Consider the following 19,792-nt stretch of genomic DNA (forward strand, 5'->3'; position numbering starts at 1 on the left):
GAAGCAAGCCCTCAGCCAGCTCGTGATGATTTACCCCGACCGAATCAACCCCCACCTCTAACCAATTCCCAACACTTACACAAAAGATTTGACAGGCTCAGCAACACCGCCTCCAACTCGGCCCGGGCGGGCTGCGGGACGGAATCGAGCTGTTCGAGCAGCCGCTGGGCATGCCGCAGGGAGATCTCCCCAGTGCGGAGGGCATCGAGGGTCTCGGGCCGGGACTCGACCAGCACCCGGCTCTCCCGCAACAGGCCAGAGGCTGTGCCGGCCGGGATGCGCAGCGCACAGGCCATTTCGGCGACCAGGCCCTGCTGGGCGGCGAAGGTCGCATCCCAGTCATGCTCATGTTGCGGACCGGCTTGCGGCCGCCCGGTCTCAGCACTGTTGGTGGTGTAATCCCACGCCTCCGTCAAGACCTCGGCCTTACTCGCCTGCGCCCACGCGATCACCTTCTCGAGGTAGAGCACTCGGTCGACGAACTGCGCCTGGTGCCGTTGAAACGGACTCAGGTCGTCGGCCCGACTACTGTCGGCCGGTAGCAGCGGACCCGGTTCGTCGTCCATGTCGTGCTCGGTGCGGAGGTACTCGGCATAAAGGAACTCCTCGCGAAGGTCGTCATCGAACAGGTGCTCGGGCGGCACCGCGGCGAACACCTCGATCAGTTCCAGGCCGGCCGGAATGGGCGGGCCGTCAAGCATCTCACGGCGATAGAACGCCGGGCCGACAGGATCCGCTACGAAGGGGTCGGTACTGAAAGGCTCCGTATCGACGTCTTCGAGGGCGTCGTACGGAGCGAACTGCCCGAGGCCCTCGGCGATCTCAACGCGCCAGTCTGCCTGGCACTGCGCCCAGAACGCATCAAACTCGGCGCGCTCCTCGGGTGTCGAAGGCCGGTAACCGTGGGCCGCAAAGAACGGATCGACGAGGCCCGGCTGGGGGGTGTCGCCGCTCTGGCTCATAGAACAAGTGTACCAAACTCATCCCTAAAAGTCGAGGAATTTTCAGACATCTTGGGAACTCTGAACGAAACTGCATTCGCATTATCAGTCCCGTTTTCGGCCGGCTCGACCCACGGGGAAAGGGCCCGGTTGTCAACGCCGGGCCAAAACAGGGCCAATAAGCCCGATACTCGCCCGGTTTTCGATCGGCGCCAACAGCCCCCAACACACGTGGGGGATGCGGTAATAATTTAATGCTCAGCAAGAACGCAGTTGCTCGAGGGAGTAGCACACTGTGGCGAGAACGATGCCCGGAGAGGTTGACGCCCTGAGCACGAATCCGCGAGGGCCACAGCTCTTCGAACCTCTGAATCAAACCAGACCTTATGACAACGACAGACCCTTCAGCATGAATACTCGCATGGCTGAAGAAAGGGCCTTCAGCGACGGGCGCCGCGGACATCAAATTGCAATCGGACATCGATATCACCGGGGTGCGGTACGTCCGTGAATACACCATTCCCACGCCACGCAATGTTCGCGACAATTTCCAAAGCGCTAACAATCCAACACAGCGGCCGCCCGAAGACGTCCAGACCGGGCGACGATCAGCAGTAGCTATTATCGACTTGCAGCAGCTAGCGATTCCGACGGAACCTCTGGCCCCGCTGCCGAACACACTGCCGTAGGCAAGCGGCTGGCGAGTGAGGGGCGATCGTGGGCCCGACCATCATTCGGGCGCAGAATGGCCAGCACCTCGCGGATGCCACGTTGGGGTCGGTCTGCGTACGCGTGGCCACGCGCAGGGCCCCGGCGATGCCGACACTGGTCGGGGACTCGAAAGACCGCGCACGAAAAACCCCGCCGCACTGAGAAACAGTAATGACGGGGTTTGATGGTGCACCCCCCCGGACTTGAACCGGGAACCCACTGATTAAGAGTCAGTTGCTCTGCCAATTGAGCTAGAGGTGCATGTCAAACAGCGGAACTATCCGCGGCAACGTGTAACCCTAACACCCCAAGAGGGCATGATGCCAATCGAGGCCGAAAAGCGGCGGTGACCGGCATCCGTTCGTGAAATTACTATCCTTGAGACCGTGACCGAACCGCAAAACTACGCCCTTTCCGACGATCTGCAGCTGGCTCTTGCCCTAGCCGATGCTGCCGACGCGATCTCCCGTGCCCGCTTCACAGCGCTCGATCTCGTCGTGACGACCAAACCCGACCGCACCCCGGTGACGGATGCCGACCGGGCGGTCGAGCGCGCCATCCGCGACCGGCTGGCCAAGCAGCGCCCCGATGACGGCATTCTCGGCGAGGAATTCGGTACGGCCGGATCAACCACGCGCCAGTGGATCATCGACCCCATCGACGGCACTGCCGGGTTCCTCCGCGGCATCCCAATCTGGGCCACCCTCATCGCGCTCGCCATCGACGGCGTCCCGGTGCTCGGCGTGGTCAGCGCCCCCGCGCTCGGCAAACGCTGGTGGGCCGCAACCGGCAGCGGCGCCTGGACAACTAATACAACCGCCGACAGCAGCAGCAGCAGCAGCAGCAGCAGCAAAGCGGATGCCGCCCCCACCCGCCTACGCGTCTCCGGCATCGCGACCCTCGCCGAAGCATCCATCAGCTACGGCAGCCTGCAGCAGTGGGATCAAGCCGGGCACCTCGACGAGCTCGTCACGCTTTCGCGCCAGGTCTGGCGCACCCGCGCCTACGGCGACATGTGGTCGTACATGCTGCTTGCCGAGGGGCACCTCGACGTGGCCGGCGAATTCGACCTGCAGCCCTACGACATGGCCGCCCTGGCCCCGATCGTGCAGGAAGCCGGCGGCACCTTCACCTCGATCGACGGCCAGCCAGGACCGTGGCACGGCAGCGCCCTGGCCACGAACGGCCTGCTGCACGCGGCAACCCTCGCCGTGCTGAACCCGGCCTGAGGGCGCCGAAACTAGACTCCGACACCCGGATCGTCGGGATTCACACCGTTGCGGGCGTTGCGCGCATCGAGGCGGCGCTTCCGCCAAGCCCGGGGGTTGAGCAGCAGAATCGGCTTGGGGATGCGCAGCGCGTACCCGGTCGGAAGAATCCAGCCGTAGCGTTTGGCCAGCAGTGACAGCGCGGCGCCGCTGAGAATCGCGACTCCGGTGCCGATCGCGACGAATCCGAGCTTGCTCAAGATGACCATTTCGGTGCTCGCGAGCAGCGCGCTCGTGGCGTAGAGCGTGTTTCCGCCGAAGATCGTCGGCACCTTGAGCAGCATAATGTCCCGCACCATGCCGCCGCCGACGGCCGTGATCATGCCGAGCAGAATCGCCGGGAGCCAGCCGAGACCGGCCTCGAGCGCCTTCTGCGCCCCGACCGCCGACCAGCAGCCCACGGCGAGTGCGTCGAGCAGCAGCAGCACACGGCGAGTCCACCGACCGTTGAAGGTCACGAAGTAGGCGATGACCCCGCCGAGGATGGCGCAGATCAGGTAGGCCGGGTCGAGCAGTGCGGCCGGCGTGCCCTGCTGCAGCAGCGTGTCGCGAATCATGCCACCGCCAAGCCCGCTCATGATCGCGAGCACCACGAAGCCGACAATGTCGAGGCGTGCGGTACGCGCGGCGACGCCGCCGAGAATGGCATTGGCGAGCACGCCCGCCAGGTCCACGAAGCGGATTATCTCAAACAGCGTCTCCGACTCAGTGTTCACTTGCCCCATTCTCTCCTACTCTCGGGGCGCAAGCCGCGCACCTACAGTTAGGGAATGAGGATCACTGCTTTTTCCGACGTGTGCCTGCGGATCGTCATGCTGCTGGCAGCCGCGCCGGAGAGCATCACGTACACCTCACGGGTCGTCGCCACCGAGGTCGGCACGCCCTACAACCACGTCACCAAGGCCATCATGCGGCTCCGCGAGCTGGGCCTGGTCGAGGTCATCCGGGGACGCACCGGCGGCGTGCGCATCAGCACGCTCGGCCGCGAAGCCACCGTCGGGGCGCTGCTGCGCCAGCTCGATACCCGCACCGATCTGGCAGCGTGCGACTCGCCCGATGGCCCCTGCCCATTATTGAGCGGATGCGGCCTCCGCGGCGCCCTGCGCCGGGCGCGGGAATCCTTCTACCGCGAGCTCGACGGCATCGTCATCGCGGCTCTGCCACACGGAAAACCGAATGGACCGGTTCTGGTCGAACTCGGTCTGGTGCGGTAGGACTAAAGTCCCTAATTTCTACAACTTGTAGAAAACATCCGTTTAATTGGTATATCAAATGCTACTTTTGACGCAGACCCCACGAACGGGTATCGCCACGCAGAAGGAGTATTCATGCTTTCGCCCCAGTCTCTCCCCTTCATCGAAGCCACCCTGCCGCTCGTCGGCGAGCGGATGCCCCAGATCGCGAAGAACTTTTACCACCGCATGCTCACCATTCACCCCGAACTGTTCGACGGGCTGTTCAGCCGCTCCAACCAGAGGAACGGCACGCAGCAGCAGGCCCTCGCCGGCAGCATCGCCGTCTTCGCGACCTACCTCGTGCAGAACCCGGACACCACGCCGGAGGCCATGCTCTCCCGCATCGCCCACAAGCACGTCTCCCTTTCTATTACGCCCGAGCAGTACGACGTCGTCTACAAGTACCTGTTCGAGGCCATCGCCGACGAACTCAGCGACGTCATCACCGCCGACATCGCCGCCGCCTGGACCGAGGTCTACTGGTTGATGGCTCACGCCCTGATCAAGATGGAGAAGGGCCTCTACGCCGGACTCGCCAGCGACAAGCCGCTCGCCCCCTGGATCGTCGTGAAAAAAGAAGCGGCCGGAACCGACGCCGTCACGTTCACCCTCGAGCCGGCCGACGACACTCCCGTGACGCCCGCCCTGCCGGGCCAGTACGTCAGCGTCACCGCCGTCATGCCCGACGGTATCCGCCAGGTGCGTCAGTATTCGCTCTCGGCCGGCACGGCCACGACCCGCGTCTTCACCACCAAGCTCGACGCCGACGGCGAAGTCTCCCCCGTGCTGCACCGCGACGTACAGGTCGGTGACACGCTCATCCTCTCCGTACCCTGTGGCGACATCACCCTCGATGCGGGCACCGGCCCGTTGGTCCTGGCCTCGGCCGGAATCGGCTGCACGCCCAGCGCCTCGATTCTGCGTTCTCTGGTAGACACCGGCTCAAAGCGTGAGGTGCTCGTACTGCATGCCGAGAGCAACCTTGAGCGCTGGGCGCTGCGCGACCAGATGAACGAAGACGTCGCCCTGCTGGAGGCGGCCGAGCTCGAACTCTGGCTGGAGATCCCGAGTGAGGGTCACCACGAGGGCTTCATGTCGCTGGAGAACGTGACGATCCCGGAGGACGCCTCGGTGTATCTCTGCGGTCCGCTCCCGTTTATGCAGAGCCTCCGCTCCCAGGCGCTAAAGTCCGGCGTTCCGGCCGACCGCATCCACTACGAGATCTTCGGCCCCGACCTCTGGCTCGCGGGCGTCTGACCTCGGCAGCCTGGCGCGGGTCCCGCGCTAGGCTGAATCGTGGATACTAACGGCGGCATCGAGACAGAACTCAAGTTTGACGTCGACGAAACGGCGCTGCTGCCCCGGTTGTACGACCTTCCCGGGGTGCAGACGGTTGCCGCGCCGGTCACCCACGATCTTCAGGCCGTCTATTTCGACACCGCCGACCTCGTGCTCACCGCCCAGCACGTCACCCTGCGTCGCCGCACCGGCGGCGACGACGCCGGGTGGCACCTGAAACTGCCGCTGGATGCCGGGCGTCGGCGCGAAATTCACGCACCGCTGGGCAAGCACGTACTCGTTTCTGATGGGCACAGCGAAGCGGATGCCGTCCCCGAGTCGCTCGCCCAACTCGTGCGGTTTCACGTGCGGGACTCCCCGCTCGTTCCCGTGGCCCGGCTGAACACCGAGCGGGTGGTGCATGCCCTGATCGGCCTGGGCGGCGAGACCCTCGCGGTGCTCTGCGACGACCACGTTCAGGCCGAGCGTCTCACCACCGATCCGGCAACGGCGGCCTGGCGTGAATGGGAGCTCGAACTCGTCGATGGTCCGGACGACCTGCTCGACGCCGGGGAGTCCATGCTCGCGGCGAGCAGCATCCACGTGTCGCTGCACGGGTCAAAGCTGGCCCGCGCCCTCGGCGACCGGTTTCCCGAGCGTCCGGACGCTGCGCCCCGGCGGCCCCGGTCTTCGGGATGGGCCGGCGACGTTTTGGTGTTGAACCTGCACGAACAGTACGAGGTGCTGCGCGCCCAGGATCCCCAGGTACGGCAGGCCACAGCCGGAAGCGTGCACGCCCTGCGCGTCGCCACTCGGCGGCTGCGCTCGGTTCTCGCCACCTATCACTCCCTGCTCGATGCGACCGTGGTGCCGCACCTGCGCAGCGAACTCGCCTGGCTCGGGGCCGTTCTGGGCGGCTCCCGCGACGAAGAGGTGATGCAGCGCCGCCTCACAGGCCACCTCGACCGCGAACCCGAGGGGCTGCTGCTCGGCCCGATTCGCGAGCGTCTTGGCAGTCGCGCGGATACTGACACCGACGCGGCGCACCACGCGCTCCTGACTGCCCTCAACAGCCACCGCTACTTTCGGCTGCTCGATGCGCTCGCGGCGCTCGTGACCTCACCGCCGTTCACCGCCGTGGCCAGGCAGGAAGCACGCACGGTCGTGCCGGCACTGATCAATAAGGAATGGAAGAAACTGCGCCGTGCGGTGCGAGCCGCCACGAAAACCGTGCCGGGCGCCGAGCGCGACCTCGCCCTGCACGAGGTGCGCAAGCGGGCCAAGCGGCTGCGCTATGCGGCTGAGACGGCGCATCCGCTCAGCCGCAAGCGCGCCGCCACGGTCAGTGCCTTCGCCCAGAAACTTCAAACCATTCTCGGCAACCAGCACGACAGCGTCATCGCCCGCGAGCGCCTGCTCAAGCGCGGCGCGGTCGACGCCTACCTGCGCGGCGAGAACACCTTCAGCTACGGCCGCCTGCACGCCCTCGAGCAGCAGAAGGCAGCCGTAGCCGAGTCGAAGTTTTGGCAGGAGTGGAAGAACCGCCCGTGATTACCCGGGCGCGGACGAAGCGGTTAACCTTGGGCAACCGCAAGCCGCCACTTTGCCGCCAAGAGTCACGCAGCATCCGCAACTGGGCTAGGCTCGCTGCCGCCACCTTAGGAAAGCAGGGTTCATGACTGTTACACCCCTCATCTGGGTCATCACCATCGTTGTCATCCTGGCTTTGCTCGCCTTCGACTACTTCTTTCATATTCGCAAGGCGCACGTTCCCTCGCTGAAGGAAGCCGCTGTGTGGTCCTCCATCTACGTCGGCCTGGCCATCCTCTTCGGCATCCTGGTCTTGGTCTTCGGCGGCAGCACGATGGGGTCGGAATATTTCGCCGGCTACATCACGGAGAAGGCGCTGTCCGTTGACAACCTGTTTGTCTTCCTGATCATCATGGCGAGCTTCCGGGTTCCCCGCGAAGACCAGCAGAAAGTGTTGCTGTTCGGCATCGTCTTCTCCCTGATTGCCCGCACCGGGTTCATCTTTCTGGGCGCGGCGCTGATCAACTCCTTCGCCTGGGTGTTCTACATCTTCGGCCTGATTCTGCTGATCACCGCGGGCAATCTGCTCAAGCCCGAAGCACACGGCGATAATCAGGCGGATAATTTCATGATCCGCCTGGCCAAGCGGAGCTTTCACACCACCGACCACTACGACGGCGACAAGCTGTTCACCATGCACGAGGGAAAGAAGGCCCTCACGCCCATGCTGTTGGTCATGGTGGCGATCGGCGGTACGGACATCCTGTTCGCGCTGGACTCCATTCCCGCGATCTTCGGCCTGACCCAGAACGTCTACATTGTCTTCACAGCGACCGCGTTCTCGCTGATGGGGCTGCGCCAGCTGTACTTCCTGATCGACGGGCTCCTGGACCGGCTGATTTACCTCTCCTACGGTCTGGCGTTCGTCTTGGCGTTCATCGGGGTCAAGCTGGTGCTCCACGCGCTCCACGAGAACAATCTGCCGTTCATCAACGGTGGTGTACCGGTCCCGGTCGTGGAAATCAGCACGGGGCTGTCCCTGAGCGTGATCATCGGAGCGCTCACGATCACCGTTGTGGCCTCGCTGTTGAGTAAGGCGGGCAAAGCCCAGACCGCCATCAACAACGCGCGCCGCCACGCGGTCAGCTACCTCGATCTGGATTACACCGCTGATCTGGCCGAGCGCGAGCGGATCTACCGAATGCTGACCGCGGAAGAAGAACAGGTCCTGGCCATGGACCTGAAATACCGCGACAAGGCCAAGGACATCAACCGCATCCGAGAGCAGGTAGCTGAGGCGCATCGGCAGCATGACGAGTATTTGGCCCGGTAGAGCGCGCCGGAGCGCCTAACTTCGCCGAGGTCGTTGTTGACAGCGGGTGGGCGCGGGGAGCAAGCTGTGGCACACAATGGTGTCGCGCAATGATGCGTGGGGCCAAGGAACCTTCTTTCGTGAGGAGAAGCCCGTGCAGATTCCGGCTCCGTTCGATTATGTTCGTGCCAGTTCGGTCGAAAATGCCCTGGCCCTGCTCGATCGTCACGGGCCCGAGTCCCGGGTGGTCGCCGGCGGTCACAGCCTGCTGCCCATGATGAAACTGCGTCTGGCTCGGCCGGACTGGCTCATCGACATCAACGACCTGTTCGAGCTCGACTACTTGCTGATTGACAGAGTGCTCGTTGATCAGCACGTGCTGCGGATCGGTGCCATGACCCGGCACACGACGCTGCTCGAATCCGACGACGTCAAACGACTGTTTCCCATCATCACCGATGCCGAACGGGTCATCGCCGACCCGATCGTGCGCAATCGCGGCACCATCGGCGGTTCGCTCTGCCAGGCCGACCCGGCCGAAGATCTCTCCACGGTCTGCCACGTGCTCGAAGCGGTGGCCGTCGTGCGCGGGCCGGCCGGTGAGCGGATGCTGTCCATGGCCGATTTCCACCGCGGCCCGTACGAGACCGCGGTCGCCCAGAACGAACTGCTGATCGAGGTGCGCGTGCCGATTCGGGAGCGCTCCGGCAGCGCCTACGAAAAGGTCGAACGACGAGTCGGAGACTGGGCCGTGGCTGCGGCCGGCGCTTCGGTCAGCCTCGACTCCGCCGGCGCGATCAGCCAGGTGGCCGTCGGACTCACCGCGGTCGGACTTGACCGCAATGTCACCGAGGTCGAAGCGGTGCTGGTCGGCCAGGCTCCGACCGAGGAGCTATTCACGGAGGCCGGGCGCCTCGCTTCCCTCGCCTGCGATCCCCTCACCGACCAGCGCGGACCGGTCGACTACAAGCGGCACCTCGCCGACGAACTGACCCGTCGGGTGCTGCGGGCGGCCTGTCGTCGCGCCGCGGCATCCGTTTCCGAGATCACGATTTAGGAGTTGAGCCCTCATGCAGATCAGCCTGACCATCAACGGCACCGATGTCACCCGCGAGATCGAACCGCGCGTACTGCTGGTGCACTTCATTCGCGACGACCTGCGGCTCACCGGAACGCACTGGGGCTGCGACACCAGCAATTGCGGTACCTGCGTGGTGCTCATGGACGGCCAGCCGGTGAAATCGTGCACCGTGCTGGCCGCCATGGCCGACGGCCACACGATCACGACGGTGGAAGGACTCGCCGACGGCGCCACTCTCGACCCGGTGCAGCAGGGCTTCATGGAGGAGCACGGCCTGCAGTGCGGTTTCTGCACCCCCGGCATGATGCTCACCGCCCGCGCCCTGCTCGACCACAATCCGCACCCCGAACCGCTCGAGATTCGCGAGGCCATCTCGGGACAGATCTGCCGCTGCACCGGCTACGCCACCATCGTGCGGTCGATTCAGTGGGCCGCCGAGCATCCGCTCGTTGCCGCCGTTGACACAACCGAAGATGAAGAGGTGCGCGCATGACCATCCTCGAAGACCGCCCGTCGAACCCGGCGGCCGGCGACCACGACCGGCCAATCGGCCACGGGCGTATGCAGCGCAAGGAAGACCCGCGATTCGTGCGTGGCAAGGGCCACTACGTCGACGACATCGTGCTGCCCGGAATGCTGCACGGTGCGATCCTGCGCGCTCCCGTCGCCCACGCCCGGCTGGTCTCGATCGACACCACCGCGGCGCTCGCCCATCCCGGCGTGCACGCCGTCATCACCGGCAGCGACCTGCAGGCCCTCGGCCTGGCCTGGGCGCCGACCCTCTCGATGGACGTGCAGGCCGTGCTGGTCACCGACAAGGTGCGCTTCCAGGGCCAGGAGGTCGCCTTCGTCGTCGCCGACGACCGCTACGCCGCCCGCGACGCCCTCGAACTGATCCAGGTCGAGTACGACGTATTACCGCCCGTCGTCGATGCCCGCAAGGCGATGGACCCGGGCGCTCCCGTCATTCGCGACGACCTCGAGGGCCGCACCGACAACCACATCTTCGACTGGGAAGCCGGCGACAAAGCCGAAACGGATGCCGTCTTCGCGAGCGCCGACGTCGTGGTGACGCAGGAGATCGTCTACCCTCGGGTGCACCCGGCGCCGATGGAAACCTGCGGCGCCGTCGCCGACTTCGATGCCGTCGACGGCCGCCTCACCCTGTACGAGACGACGCAGGCGCCGCACGCCCACCGCACCCTGTTCGCGATGGTCTCCGGCATTCCCGAGCACAAGATTCGGGTGGTCTCCCCCGACATCGGCGGCGGCTTCGGCAACAAGGTCGGAATCTACCCGGGCTATATCCTCGCCGTGGTCGGCTCCATCGTCACCGGCAAACCGGTGAAATGGGTCGAGGACCGCTCCGAGAACCTCATGAGCACCTCGTTCGCCCGGGACTACATCATGCAGGGCGAGATCGCGGCGACCAAGGACGGCAAGATCCTGGCCCTGCGCACCAACGTACTCGCCGACCACGGCGCGTTCAACGCCACCGCCCAGCCCACCAAGTATCCGGCCGGGTTCTTCCACATCTTCACCGGCAGCTACGACCTTCAGGCAGCGCACTGCACCGTGACCGGCGTGTACACCAACAAGGCGCCCGGCGGCGTGGCCTACGCCTGCTCGTTCCGGGTCACCGAAGCGGTCTACCTGGTCGAGCGGATGGTCGATATCCTGGCCCGCAAGCTCGAGATGGACCCGGCCGAGTTGCGCCTGAAAAACTTCATTAAGAAGGAGCAGTTTCCCTACGCCAACAAGACCGGCTGGGAGTACGACTCGGGCGATTACGAACCCACCATGCGGCTGTCGATGAAGATGGCCGGCTACGACGAACTGCGCCGCGAACAGAAGGAGAAACGCGAACGCGGTGAACTCATGGGCATCGGCATCTCATTCTTCACCGAAACGGTCGGTGCCGGCCCGCGCAAGGACATGGACATTCTCGGCCTCGGAATGGCGGACGGCGCCGAACTGCGCATCCATCCCACCGGCAAGGCCGTCGTGCGCATCTCGGTGCAAAGCCAGGGTCAGGGCCACGAAACGACGTTCGCGCAGATCGTGGCGGAGGAGATCGGCATCCCCCCGGAAGACATCGACGTCGTGCACGGTGACACCGACCAGACACCGTTCGGCCTCGGCACCTATGGCAGCCGGTCTACTCCGGTCAGCGGAGCCGCCGTGGCGCTCGTCGCCCGCAAGGTGCGGGAGAAGGCCCGGTTCATCGCCGCGGCCATGCTCGAGACCCGGCCGGAAGACCTCGAGTGGGAGAAGGGCCGCTGGTTCGTCAAGGGCGATCCGAGCGTGGGCAAGACCATGGCCGAGATCGCGATGGGCGCCCACGGCACGGTCGCGCTGCCCGAGGGTATCGACGGCAATCTCGACGCCGAGGTCACCTACGATCCGCCCAACCTCACTTTTCCGTTCGGCGCCTATATCTGCGTCGTCGACGTCGACCCGGGCACCGGCCATGTCAAGGTGCGCCGCTTCATCGCCGTCGACGACTGCGGCACCCGCATCAACCCGATGATCATCGAGGGCCAGATTCATGGTGGCCTCACCGACGGTGTCGGCATGGCACTGATGGAGATCATCGAGTTCGACGACGAGGGCAACTGCCTCGGCGGCTCGTTCATGGACTACCTCATCCCCACCGCCATGGAGGTACCCGACTGGGAGACCGGCTTCACCGTGACTCCGTCGCCGCACCACCCGATCGGAGCAAAGGGCGTTGGTGAGTCTGCCACGGTCGGGTCACCGCCGGCCGTCGTCAACGCCGTCGTGGATGCCCTCGCCCCGTTCGGCGTGGTGCACATGGACATGCCGTGCACACCATCCCGGGTCTGGGAGGCCATGCAGGGCCGCACGAGACCGCCGGTTTAGCATGCCCGAGATGAAGTCCGTGCTGGAGCGGGAGCTTGAGGCGCGCCGCGAACCGTTCGTGCACGCGACCGTGGTGCGCGCGGTGCGACCGACGAGCGCGCACGCCGGCGACACGGCGCTCGTGCGCTTGACCGGCGAGATCGAGGGCTTCGTCGGCGGAACCTGCGTGGAGGCATCCGTTCGCCTGTACAGCCTGCAGGTGCTCGAAAGTCGCCAGCCGCTGCTGCTCAAGGTCGTGGCCGGCGTACCGTCGAGCACGGTGGAGGACGGCGCGGTCGAGGTCTCCAACCCCTGTGTCAGCGGCGGGGCGATCGAGATCTTTCTCGAACCGCGCCTTCCCCTGCCGCGCCTGATCGTGGTCGGGTCGACGCCCGACGCCGCGGCCCTTGCCACCCTCGCACCGCTCGTCGGTTTCGAGCTCCTGCAAACGGATGGCGCCTCTGCCGCCCCGCAGGCCGGCGACGCTGCGCTGGTCGTCGCGTCCCACGGCAGGGACGAGGAGTCCGCGCTGCTGGCGGCGCTGGCTGTGGGGGTGCCGTACGTGGCGCTCGTGGCTAGTCCCCGGCGCGGTGCGGCGGTGCTTGCGTCGCTCGACGTGTCGCCGGAGCAGCGCGCTCGGGTGTTCAGTCCGGCGGGCCTTGACCTCGGGGCGCGAACGCCCGGAGAGATTGCGGTGTCGATTCTGGCGCAGCTGGTGCAGGAACGGACCGGGCGGGGACATCCGGTTGGTGTGGGCGCGGCTGGTGCCGGTGCGGTGGCGGGAGCGGCGGATTCGGCGATCGCCGCAGAGCCGCCTGACGCCAAAGCGCGTGCTGCCGACCCACCTGCTGCCGAGCCGCAGGCCGCCGGCGTCGCGATCGACCCGGTCTGCGGCATGTCCGTGGCCGCGCTGCCGTCGACGCTGCAGGTCGAGCACAATGGCGGGACCGTCTATTTCTGTGCGGCGGGTTGCCGCAAGGCGTTTCTGGCGCATCCGGAGCCGTATGCGACCGCGCGGTAGGCACCCGCGCGGTAGCCGCCCGCGCCGTAGCCGCCCGCGCCGTAGCCGCCCGACTTCACGATGGGGGTGGCTGCGTTGGTGACTCTGCCCGAGATCGTGCCCGATGTCGCCGCGTTACAGCGCGCCCTCGATGCCGAGGACTATCTGGCCGACGACGGGCTCGCAACCGCGGTGTTCCTGGCCGTCCGCATGCGGCAGCCGCTGCTACTCGAGGGCGAACCGGGGGTCGGCAAGACCGAGATCGCCAAGGCACTCGCCCGACTGCTCGACACCGAACTGTTTCGCCTGCAGTGCTACGAAGGCATCTCGGCCGCGGAGGCACTGTACGAGTGGAATTACCCGCGGCAACTGCTCGGCATCCGTTTGGCCGAGGCGCGCGGGGTTGAACTGGCCGAGACCGAGCTGTTCGGCCGCGACTACCTGCTGCGCCGCCCGCTGTTGCAGGCGATCGAGCACGCGGGCCCGCGGCCGGCCGTGCTGCTGCTCGACGAGATCGACCGGGCCGACGCCGAGTTTGAAGCCTTCACCTTCGAGCTGCTCGCCGAAGCTGCGGTCACCATCCCCGAGCTCGGAACCGTGCGGGCCACGCATCCGCCGATCGTGATTCTCACCAGCAATCGCACCCGCGACCTGCACGACGCGCTGACCCGGCGCTGTCTCTATCACTGGATCGACTACCCGGGGCCGGAGCGGATCGCGCAGATCGTGCGCCGCCGGGTACCGAGCAGTTCACAGGCGGTTGCGACCGAGGCCGCCCAGGCCATCACCCGCCTGCGTTCGCTTGACCTGGTGAAGCCGCCCGGAATCGCCGAGGCCATCGACTGGGTGGGCGCGCTCGGGGTGCTCGGCATTGAGCAGCTGAGCGGCCGGGCGGTCGAGCAGACCTGGGGTTTCGTGCTGAAGAACCGTGACGACCTCGATCTCGCTACCGCTCGCGGGGCCGCCTGGGTCGTCGAGGCCGCCGGTGCCTGACCGCGGCGCACCTGTGCCCGGCAGAAGTGAGCCCGGCACCAGTGAGCCCGGCACCAGCAAGCCCGACGCACGTCAGCCCGACGCACGTCAGCCCGACACCGAGTCGACCTCACCGAGGCTTCCGAAGCTGCCGGCCCAGGGCCGAATCCCGCCGATCGAAGCTGCGGCCCTCGCCGCCGGGTTCAGCACGGCCCTGCACCGCGCCGGACTTCCCGTGTCGCCCGACCGGGCGGCCCGTCTGGCCGAGGCGCTCCGCCTCGTCCCCCCGACCGACCGCGCCGCCTTGTACTGGGCCTGCCGGATCGTGTTCGTCTCCCGGCAGCAGCACCTTGCCCGGTTCGACGCCGTGTTCAGCGCCGTCTTCGACGGTCGACTCGACCCGGCCGAAAGCCGCGGTGATCCCAATGCTCCCCCGGCGATCGGCTCGGAAACCCGTTCCCAGGCCGCCCCGCCGACCAATCGTCCGGCCGCAGCTCCCGAGCCTGGGGCCGATCGCCCGCCGGCCCCCTTGCCCGGCACCGACTCGAGCGACAACGATAACGCGGCCCCGGAGCACGACGCCATCCTCGCCCTGGCCTCGAGCGACGAACACCTGCACGACATGGCGTTCGCCGACCTCGCCCCCGACGAACTCGCCCGCCTGCGCGAGCTCGTTGCCCGCATCGTGCTGTCGACGCCGACCCGCCTGACCCGCCGCAGGCATCCGTCGCGGCACAGCCGTGACCGGCTCGATCTGGCCCGCACCGTGCGGTCAGCGCAGCGTACCGGGGGCGATCCGATCGCCCTGCACCACGCCCGCCGCCGGTCGAAGCCGCGCCGACTCGTGCTGCTCTGCGATGTGTCGGGCTCGATGGAGCCCTACACCCGGGTGTTCCTGTCGCTGCTTCAGGGCGCGGCGTCCGGCGCGCGGGCCGAAGCGTTCGTGTTCTCCACCCAGCTCACCCGGCTGACCCGTCAGCTCGCGCTCCGCGACCCGGACCAGGCACTCGCGCAGGCGGCCGCCACCGCGACGGACTGGGCCGGCGGTACCCGGCTGGCCGCGAGCATCCGTCGATTCATCGACGATTTCGGGCGACGCGGTCTGGCCCGGGGAGCGGTGATCGTGGTGTTCTCGGACGGCTGGGCGCAGGACGACCCGGTCGACGTCGACACCCAGATGGCACGCCTGCGCCGACTCGCGCACCGCATCATCTGGGTGAACCCGCGCAAGGTCGCCGTCGACTACCGGCCGCTCGTCGGCGGAATGGCCGCCGCGCTCCCCTACTGCGACGCCTTCGTCAGCGGCCACAGCTACGCCGCCCTGGCCGAGGTGGCGGCCGCGATTCGCGGCGACCCGCCAGCATCCGATCAACGAGCATTCTCCCACCAACCGACCTGACCGAGCAGAGGACACCCTGATGCAACTTGACAGCACCTTCACCGTTATCGCCCCCGTCGACACGGTCTGGGACACCCTGATGGACTTCGAACGTGTCGCCGGGTGTGTGCCGGGCGCTCAGATTCTCAACCAACTCAGCGATGACAACTACCAGGTGGGGATGAAGGTCAAGCTTGGCCCGGTCACGATGCAGTACCGCGGGCAGATGAACGTCGACGAGCGCGACGCCGAGGCACACCGGGCCGTATTCTCCGGCAAGGCTCAGGAGACCCGCGGTCAGGGTACAGCCCAGGCCACGGTCACCCTCGTTCTGGTCGAAACCGACGGTGTCACCCAGGGCACGGTCAGCGCCGATTTGTCCCTCTCCGGCAAGGCGGCGGCCATGGGCAAGGGCGTCATCAGCAGCGTCACCGAGCAGATGATGGGGCTGTTCGCCGGCAATCTGCAAGACCTGATCGAGGGCGGTGCCGCTGCTGATTCCGACGGTGAAGCGGATGCCGCAGCCAGGGCCGCCGACAGCGCTGCCACCCCCGTAGGCGACCACCTCGACGACCCGGCCACCCTCGTCCAGGGCTCCCCCCGCGCCGTCACCGACGTGAGTGATATTCCACCCGGGGATGCCCCGGCCGCCGATACCCTCCCTAACGTCACGCCGGATGCCCCCGCCCGGCTGCCCAGCGCCGTGCCGCCGCGCCCAGTGCCACCGCGCGCGGCTCCGGCAGGCGGCCATAGCGGGGCGCCCGCTGGTGGGCATCGCGGCGCGCCGTATCGGGCAGCGCCGGCCCCGAGCCTCAACGCTCTGAGCCTGGTCAAGGGCGTCATTGCCGACCAGTTGAGCGACCCGGTGAAACTTGTGGGTCTGCTGGCCACGGTAGCGTTCATCGCATACCGAATCGGTCGACGGGCATCCGGCCGTTAGAGTCGACCGACGACAGAAGGGAGCCCGGCATGCGTGAAGTTCTCACTACCCTCTTCGCTGGCTGGCAGGGCGGCGCGACGGCGGGCCTCGCGACCGTCGTGCGCACCTTCCAGTCGGCACCTCGGCCAGCCGGCGCATCGATGCTGGTCAGCGCCGACGGCACGGTCGCCGGCTCGGTCTCTGGCGGCTGCGTCGAGGGCGCCGTCTACGAACTGGCCACCCAGGTCGTAGAGGACGGCGTGCCGGTGCTCGTGCGCTACGGCATCAGCGACGACGACGCCTTCGCGGTGGGGCTGACCTGCGGCGGCATCCTCGACGTCTTCATCGAACCCGTCTCCCGCGACACCTTCGCACTGCTCGAGGGGGTGCATGACGATGTGGACGCCGGGCGCCCGGTGGGGGTCGCCACGGTGATCGAGCATCCGGATGCCGGCTGGATCGGCCGCCACCTCGTGGTGCGGCCGCAGGGATTCGAGGGCGATCTCGGATCGGACCGCGCCAACCACGCCATCGGCGACGACACCCAGGGGCTGCTCGCCGCCGGCCGCAACACGACTCTGACGTACGGTCCAGACGGCGAGCGTCGCGGCGAGGGCATGCGGGTGTTCTTCGCGAGCTACGCGCCCAGGCCCCGCATGCTGGTCTTCGGAGCGATCGATTTCGCCACCGCTCTGGCCCGGCTCGGAACCTTTCTCGGCTACCGGGTCACGGTCTGCGATGCCCGTGGCGTGTTCGCCACCGCCGCCCGCTTTCCCGGGGTCGACGAAGTCGTGGTGAGCTGGCCCGACCGCTACCTGCGCGAACAGATCGCGGCCGGCCTCATCGATCCCCGCACGGTCATCTGTGTGCTCACCCACGACCCGAAATTCGACGTTCCCCTGCTTGAAGCCGCCCTGCACGGCCCATCGGTGGCGTATATCGGCGCCATGGGATCCCGCCGCACCCACCTCGACCGGCTGGAACGACTGCGGGCGGTCGGCGTGACCGACAGCGAGCTGGCCCGGCTGCGCAGTCCGATCGGCCTCGACCTCGGCTCCCGCACGCCGGAGGAGACCGCGGTCTCGATAGCGGCCGAGATCATCTCCCTGCAGTGGGGCGGAAGCAACGAACCCCTGCACGCCCTCGTCGACTCCATCCACGGCGACTCTATCCACCATGACGACCTCGTCGACCCCAACCCGCCGCCGTCATCGTCGCGGCCATCGCCATCGCCATCGAGTCAAGCTCCGGGGAGCACGTCCATTTCACGAACGGTCCTTCGCGGCTAGCTGTACCGGGCAGCGCGCGCAGTTCGACGCGCGTGTTACGCGAGGTGCAACCTTTCGCCCCCAAGCCGCGGCTTCCAGGGCCAAAAGTGGCACCTCACCGCGCGTACACACGCGCGGTGCCATCTTTCGCCCTATGGCGTACGTGGGGTGCCACGGGCGGGCGGCGATAGGCTCGACGGATGTCTCTCGAATCCGCTGTCCCCCCGACTGTCACGCCGAAGAGCGATCGAGATTCTGCCCGATGAGCATTCTGGACGCCGTCAGGTCGGTGCTGTTCGTGCACGCGCACCCCGACGACGAGACCATCGGCACCGGCGGCCTGATCGCGTATCTCGCGAGCCGCGGCATCCGTATCACCCTGGTCACGGCCACCCGCGGTGAACGCGGTGAAGTCGTCGCGGGGCCGCTCGCGGCGCTCGTCGGCACTGCCGCCCTGGCCGAGGAACGCGAGCGCGAACTCGAGCGCGCCGCCCGGACGCTCGGCATCAACGCGGGAGTCTGGCTCGGCGAGGCACCGGCCCGCGCGCCCGGGCTCGCGCCGCGCCACTACCGCGACTCCGGTATGGAGTGGATCCGCCCCGGCCTGGCCGGCCCTGCCACCGATTCCGCAGCGGATGCCCTCGCCCGCGCGCCCCTCACCGAGGTCACCGCCGACCTCGTCGCCGTTCTCCAGCACGTGCAACCAAGCCTGGTCATCAGCTACGACCGAACCGGCGGCTACGGCCACCCGGACCACGTGCGCGTACACGACGCCGCCCTCGCCGCCAGCCGAGCACTCGCCATCCCCTACGCCGAGATTCTCCACTCCCCCACAGAGGATGCGGAATGGTTCGACCTCGACGCTCATCGCGCCACCGTCGTGGCCGCCCTCCGCTGCCACGCCAGCCAGCTCAGTGTCGACGGCGACTTCATCGTGCACTCCGGCGGCCAGCGTGAACCCATCCGCCCGTCGGTCGGCCTGCGCCTGCGCTGACCATAGCATCCGCTTAAACCAAATGAGGCCGCCCAATGGGCGGCCTCAGAAGCGGTAACAGCGTGTGACAGAACCGGTGGTGGAGATGCGGGGAATTGAACCCCGGTCCACTGCTGTGGTCATATGCCTTCTACGGGTGTATCCAGTGAAATCGCTTTCTCGGCCCCGGAATTTGCCACTGGCATCTACTCCGACGGGCCCAGCCTTCGTTTAAGTCCCTCTACACCCCGTGGCTCAATGTAGAAGCAATCTCTCTAAATGGCGTCAGGATCCGGGTAGAGAGCATTCCCGGTCTGGCGGACTTCTTTAGTGCTTTCGCTTAGGCAGCGAGAGCGAAGTCAGTGCGCTTTGAATTGGCACTTATTGTTTTGCAGAGATCGTTTACGAGATAACCCTGCATCCTCGACCCGCTTCTCACAATTGCGCAAACAATGTCGAAACCGATCATCCCCCTACACATCGCACGCCTCAAAAAGCGCCAGCGATGGGTTCGTGTCACACGCTGTTGAGTTACCAATCTGCACCAGTTTCGGTGCAGCCCTCCATACTACTACAGAAGTTGCCTAGTCGCCGAGATGGCGCTGCGCCGACATCGCGCGGTCCGATTCGCGCTTGTCGGTGCGTTCCCGCAGAGTCTGACGCTTGTCGTACTCTTTCTTACCCTTGGCGACGGCGATCTCAACCTTGGCCCGACCATCCGCGAAGTAAATCCGCAGCGGAATGAGCGTGTAACCGCCCTCCTTGGTCTTGTGGCTGATCTTAATGATCTCCTTCTTGTGCAGCAGGAGTTTGCGCTTTCGGCGCGGCGGGTGATTGGTCCACGAGCCGCCGGAATACTCCGGAATGTGCACCGCATCCAGCCAGGCCTCGCCGCCCTCGATGAAGGCGTAGCCGTCAACCAGGGTGGCCCGGCCCGCGCGCAGCGACTTGACCTCGGTGCCGCTCAAGACCATTCCGGCCTCGTAGGTGTCACTGATGAGGTAGTCATGTCGGGCCTTGCGGTTGGTCGCCACGACCTTTTCGCCACGTTCCCTGGGCATGTG

At 66.6% G+C, this 19,792-nt stretch carries 17 protein-coding genes, 1 tRNA gene and 1 other RNA gene; 14 read left to right on the forward strand and 5 right to left on the reverse strand.

Annotated elements, in window-relative coordinates; translation table 11 throughout:
• Window positions 1-44 precede the first annotated feature (44 nt).
• Window positions 45-962 carry a hypothetical protein gene (locus tag E3T43_RS15045; RefSeq protein ID WP_134473027.1) on the reverse strand — a complete coding sequence of 306 codons (918 nt, stop codon included), beginning with the start codon at window positions 960-962 and terminating at the stop codon, window positions 45-47.
• An 875-nt stretch (window positions 963-1,837) separates the two neighbouring features.
• A tRNA-Lys gene (locus tag E3T43_RS15050) sits at window positions 1,838-1,913 on the reverse strand.
• Between the two features lie 125 nt (window positions 1,914-2,038).
• On the opposite strand from E3T43_RS15050, the gene E3T43_RS15055 reads away from it, so the two are divergent.
• Window positions 2,039-2,881, forward strand: coding sequence for an inositol monophosphatase family protein (locus tag E3T43_RS15055; protein WP_134473028.1), 843 nt, complete (start codon window positions 2,039-2,041; stop codon window positions 2,879-2,881).
• 11 nt (window positions 2,882-2,892) lie between these two features.
• Here E3T43_RS15055 and E3T43_RS15060 read toward each other — a convergent pair whose 3' ends face one another.
• Window positions 2,893-3,636, reverse strand: coding sequence for a trimeric intracellular cation channel family protein (locus E3T43_RS15060; RefSeq protein WP_134473029.1), 744 nt, complete (start codon window positions 3,634-3,636; stop codon window positions 2,893-2,895).
• A gap of 54 nt (window positions 3,637-3,690) precedes the next feature.
• Between E3T43_RS15060 and E3T43_RS15065 the strand changes: the two genes are divergently transcribed.
• The 13 genes from E3T43_RS15065 (at window position 3,691) to E3T43_RS15130 (ending at window position 18,749) form a co-directional block, all read left to right on the forward strand.
• Entirely contained in the window at window positions 3,691-4,134 is a 444-nt protein-coding gene (locus E3T43_RS15065) for an Rrf2 family transcriptional regulator (protein WP_134473030.1), read from the forward strand.
• 114 nt (window positions 4,135-4,248) lie between these two features.
• On the forward strand, window positions 4,249-5,412 hold the full coding sequence (locus E3T43_RS15070) for a globin domain-containing protein (RefSeq protein ID WP_134473031.1): 1,164 nt from the start codon (window positions 4,249-4,251) through the stop codon (window positions 5,410-5,412).
• 39 nt (window positions 5,413-5,451) lie between these two features.
• A complete protein-coding gene (locus E3T43_RS15075; protein WP_134473032.1) occupies window positions 5,452-6,984 on the forward strand; it encodes a CYTH and CHAD domain-containing protein in 1,533 nt (510 codons plus the stop codon).
• A gap of 124 nt (window positions 6,985-7,108) precedes the next feature.
• On the forward strand, window positions 7,109-8,296 hold the full coding sequence (locus E3T43_RS15080; protein WP_104132639.1) for a TerC family protein: 1,188 nt from the start codon (window positions 7,109-7,111) through the stop codon (window positions 8,294-8,296).
• A 76-nt stretch (window positions 8,297-8,372) separates the two neighbouring features.
• Window positions 8,373-9,332, forward strand: coding sequence for a xanthine dehydrogenase family protein subunit M (locus E3T43_RS15085; protein WP_241979026.1), 960 nt, complete (start codon window positions 8,373-8,375; stop codon window positions 9,330-9,332).
• 13 nt (window positions 9,333-9,345) lie between these two features.
• The gene (locus E3T43_RS15090) at window positions 9,346-9,849 is read left to right on the forward strand and encodes a (2Fe-2S)-binding protein (protein WP_092449329.1); all 504 of its coding nucleotides are present in this window, start codon (window positions 9,346-9,348) and stop codon (window positions 9,847-9,849) included.
• Window positions 9,846-12,239: an aerobic carbon-monoxide dehydrogenase large subunit gene (locus E3T43_RS15095; protein ID WP_134473033.1), complete on the forward strand. Its 2,394-nt coding sequence runs from the start codon at window positions 9,846-9,848 to the stop codon at window positions 12,237-12,239. The genes E3T43_RS15090 and E3T43_RS15095 overlap by 4 nt, the downstream gene beginning before the upstream one ends.
• A 10-nt stretch (window positions 12,240-12,249) precedes the next feature.
• The gene (locus E3T43_RS15100; protein ID WP_241979027.1) at window positions 12,250-13,239 is read left to right on the forward strand and encodes an XdhC family protein; all 990 of its coding nucleotides are present in this window, start codon (window positions 12,250-12,252) and stop codon (window positions 13,237-13,239) included.
• 78 nt (window positions 13,240-13,317) lie between these two features.
• Window positions 13,318-14,211, forward strand: a complete 894-nt coding sequence (locus tag E3T43_RS15105; RefSeq protein ID WP_241979028.1) for a MoxR family ATPase — start codon at window positions 13,318-13,320, stop codon at window positions 14,209-14,211.
• 13 nt (window positions 14,212-14,224) lie between these two features.
• On the forward strand, window positions 14,225-15,589 hold the full coding sequence (locus tag E3T43_RS15110; protein ID WP_241979029.1) for a VWA domain-containing protein: 1,365 nt from the start codon (window positions 14,225-14,227) through the stop codon (window positions 15,587-15,589).
• Between the two features lie 19 nt (window positions 15,590-15,608).
• The gene (locus E3T43_RS19335) at window positions 15,609-16,508 is read left to right on the forward strand and encodes an SRPBCC family protein (RefSeq protein WP_241979030.1); all 900 of its coding nucleotides are present in this window, start codon (window positions 15,609-15,611) and stop codon (window positions 16,506-16,508) included.
• Window positions 16,509-16,537: 29 nt separating this feature from the next.
• A complete protein-coding gene (locus E3T43_RS15125; RefSeq protein ID WP_134473036.1) occupies window positions 16,538-17,776 on the forward strand; it encodes an XdhC/CoxI family protein in 1,239 nt (412 codons plus the stop codon).
• Window positions 17,777-18,017: 241 nt separating this feature from the next.
• Window positions 18,018-18,749, forward strand: coding sequence for a PIG-L family deacetylase (locus tag E3T43_RS15130; protein WP_134473037.1), 732 nt, complete (start codon window positions 18,018-18,020; stop codon window positions 18,747-18,749).
• 77 nt (window positions 18,750-18,826) lie between these two features.
• On the opposite strand, the gene ssrA is transcribed toward E3T43_RS15130, so the two are convergent.
• Both ssrA and smpB read right to left on the reverse strand, forming a co-directional pair.
• Window positions 18,827-19,201: a transfer-messenger RNA gene (gene ssrA, locus E3T43_RS15135) on the reverse strand.
• Between the two features lie 111 nt (window positions 19,202-19,312).
• Window positions 19,313-19,789, reverse strand: coding sequence for an SsrA-binding protein SmpB (gene smpB, locus E3T43_RS15140; protein ID WP_092449344.1), 477 nt, complete (start codon window positions 19,787-19,789; stop codon window positions 19,313-19,315).
• Window positions 19,790-19,792: the final 3 nt, after the last annotated feature.

Source organism: Cryobacterium sp. Hh7, assembly GCF_004403155.1.
Taxonomy (GTDB): Bacteria; Actinomycetota; Actinomycetes; order Actinomycetales; family Microbacteriaceae; genus Cryobacterium; species Cryobacterium levicorallinum.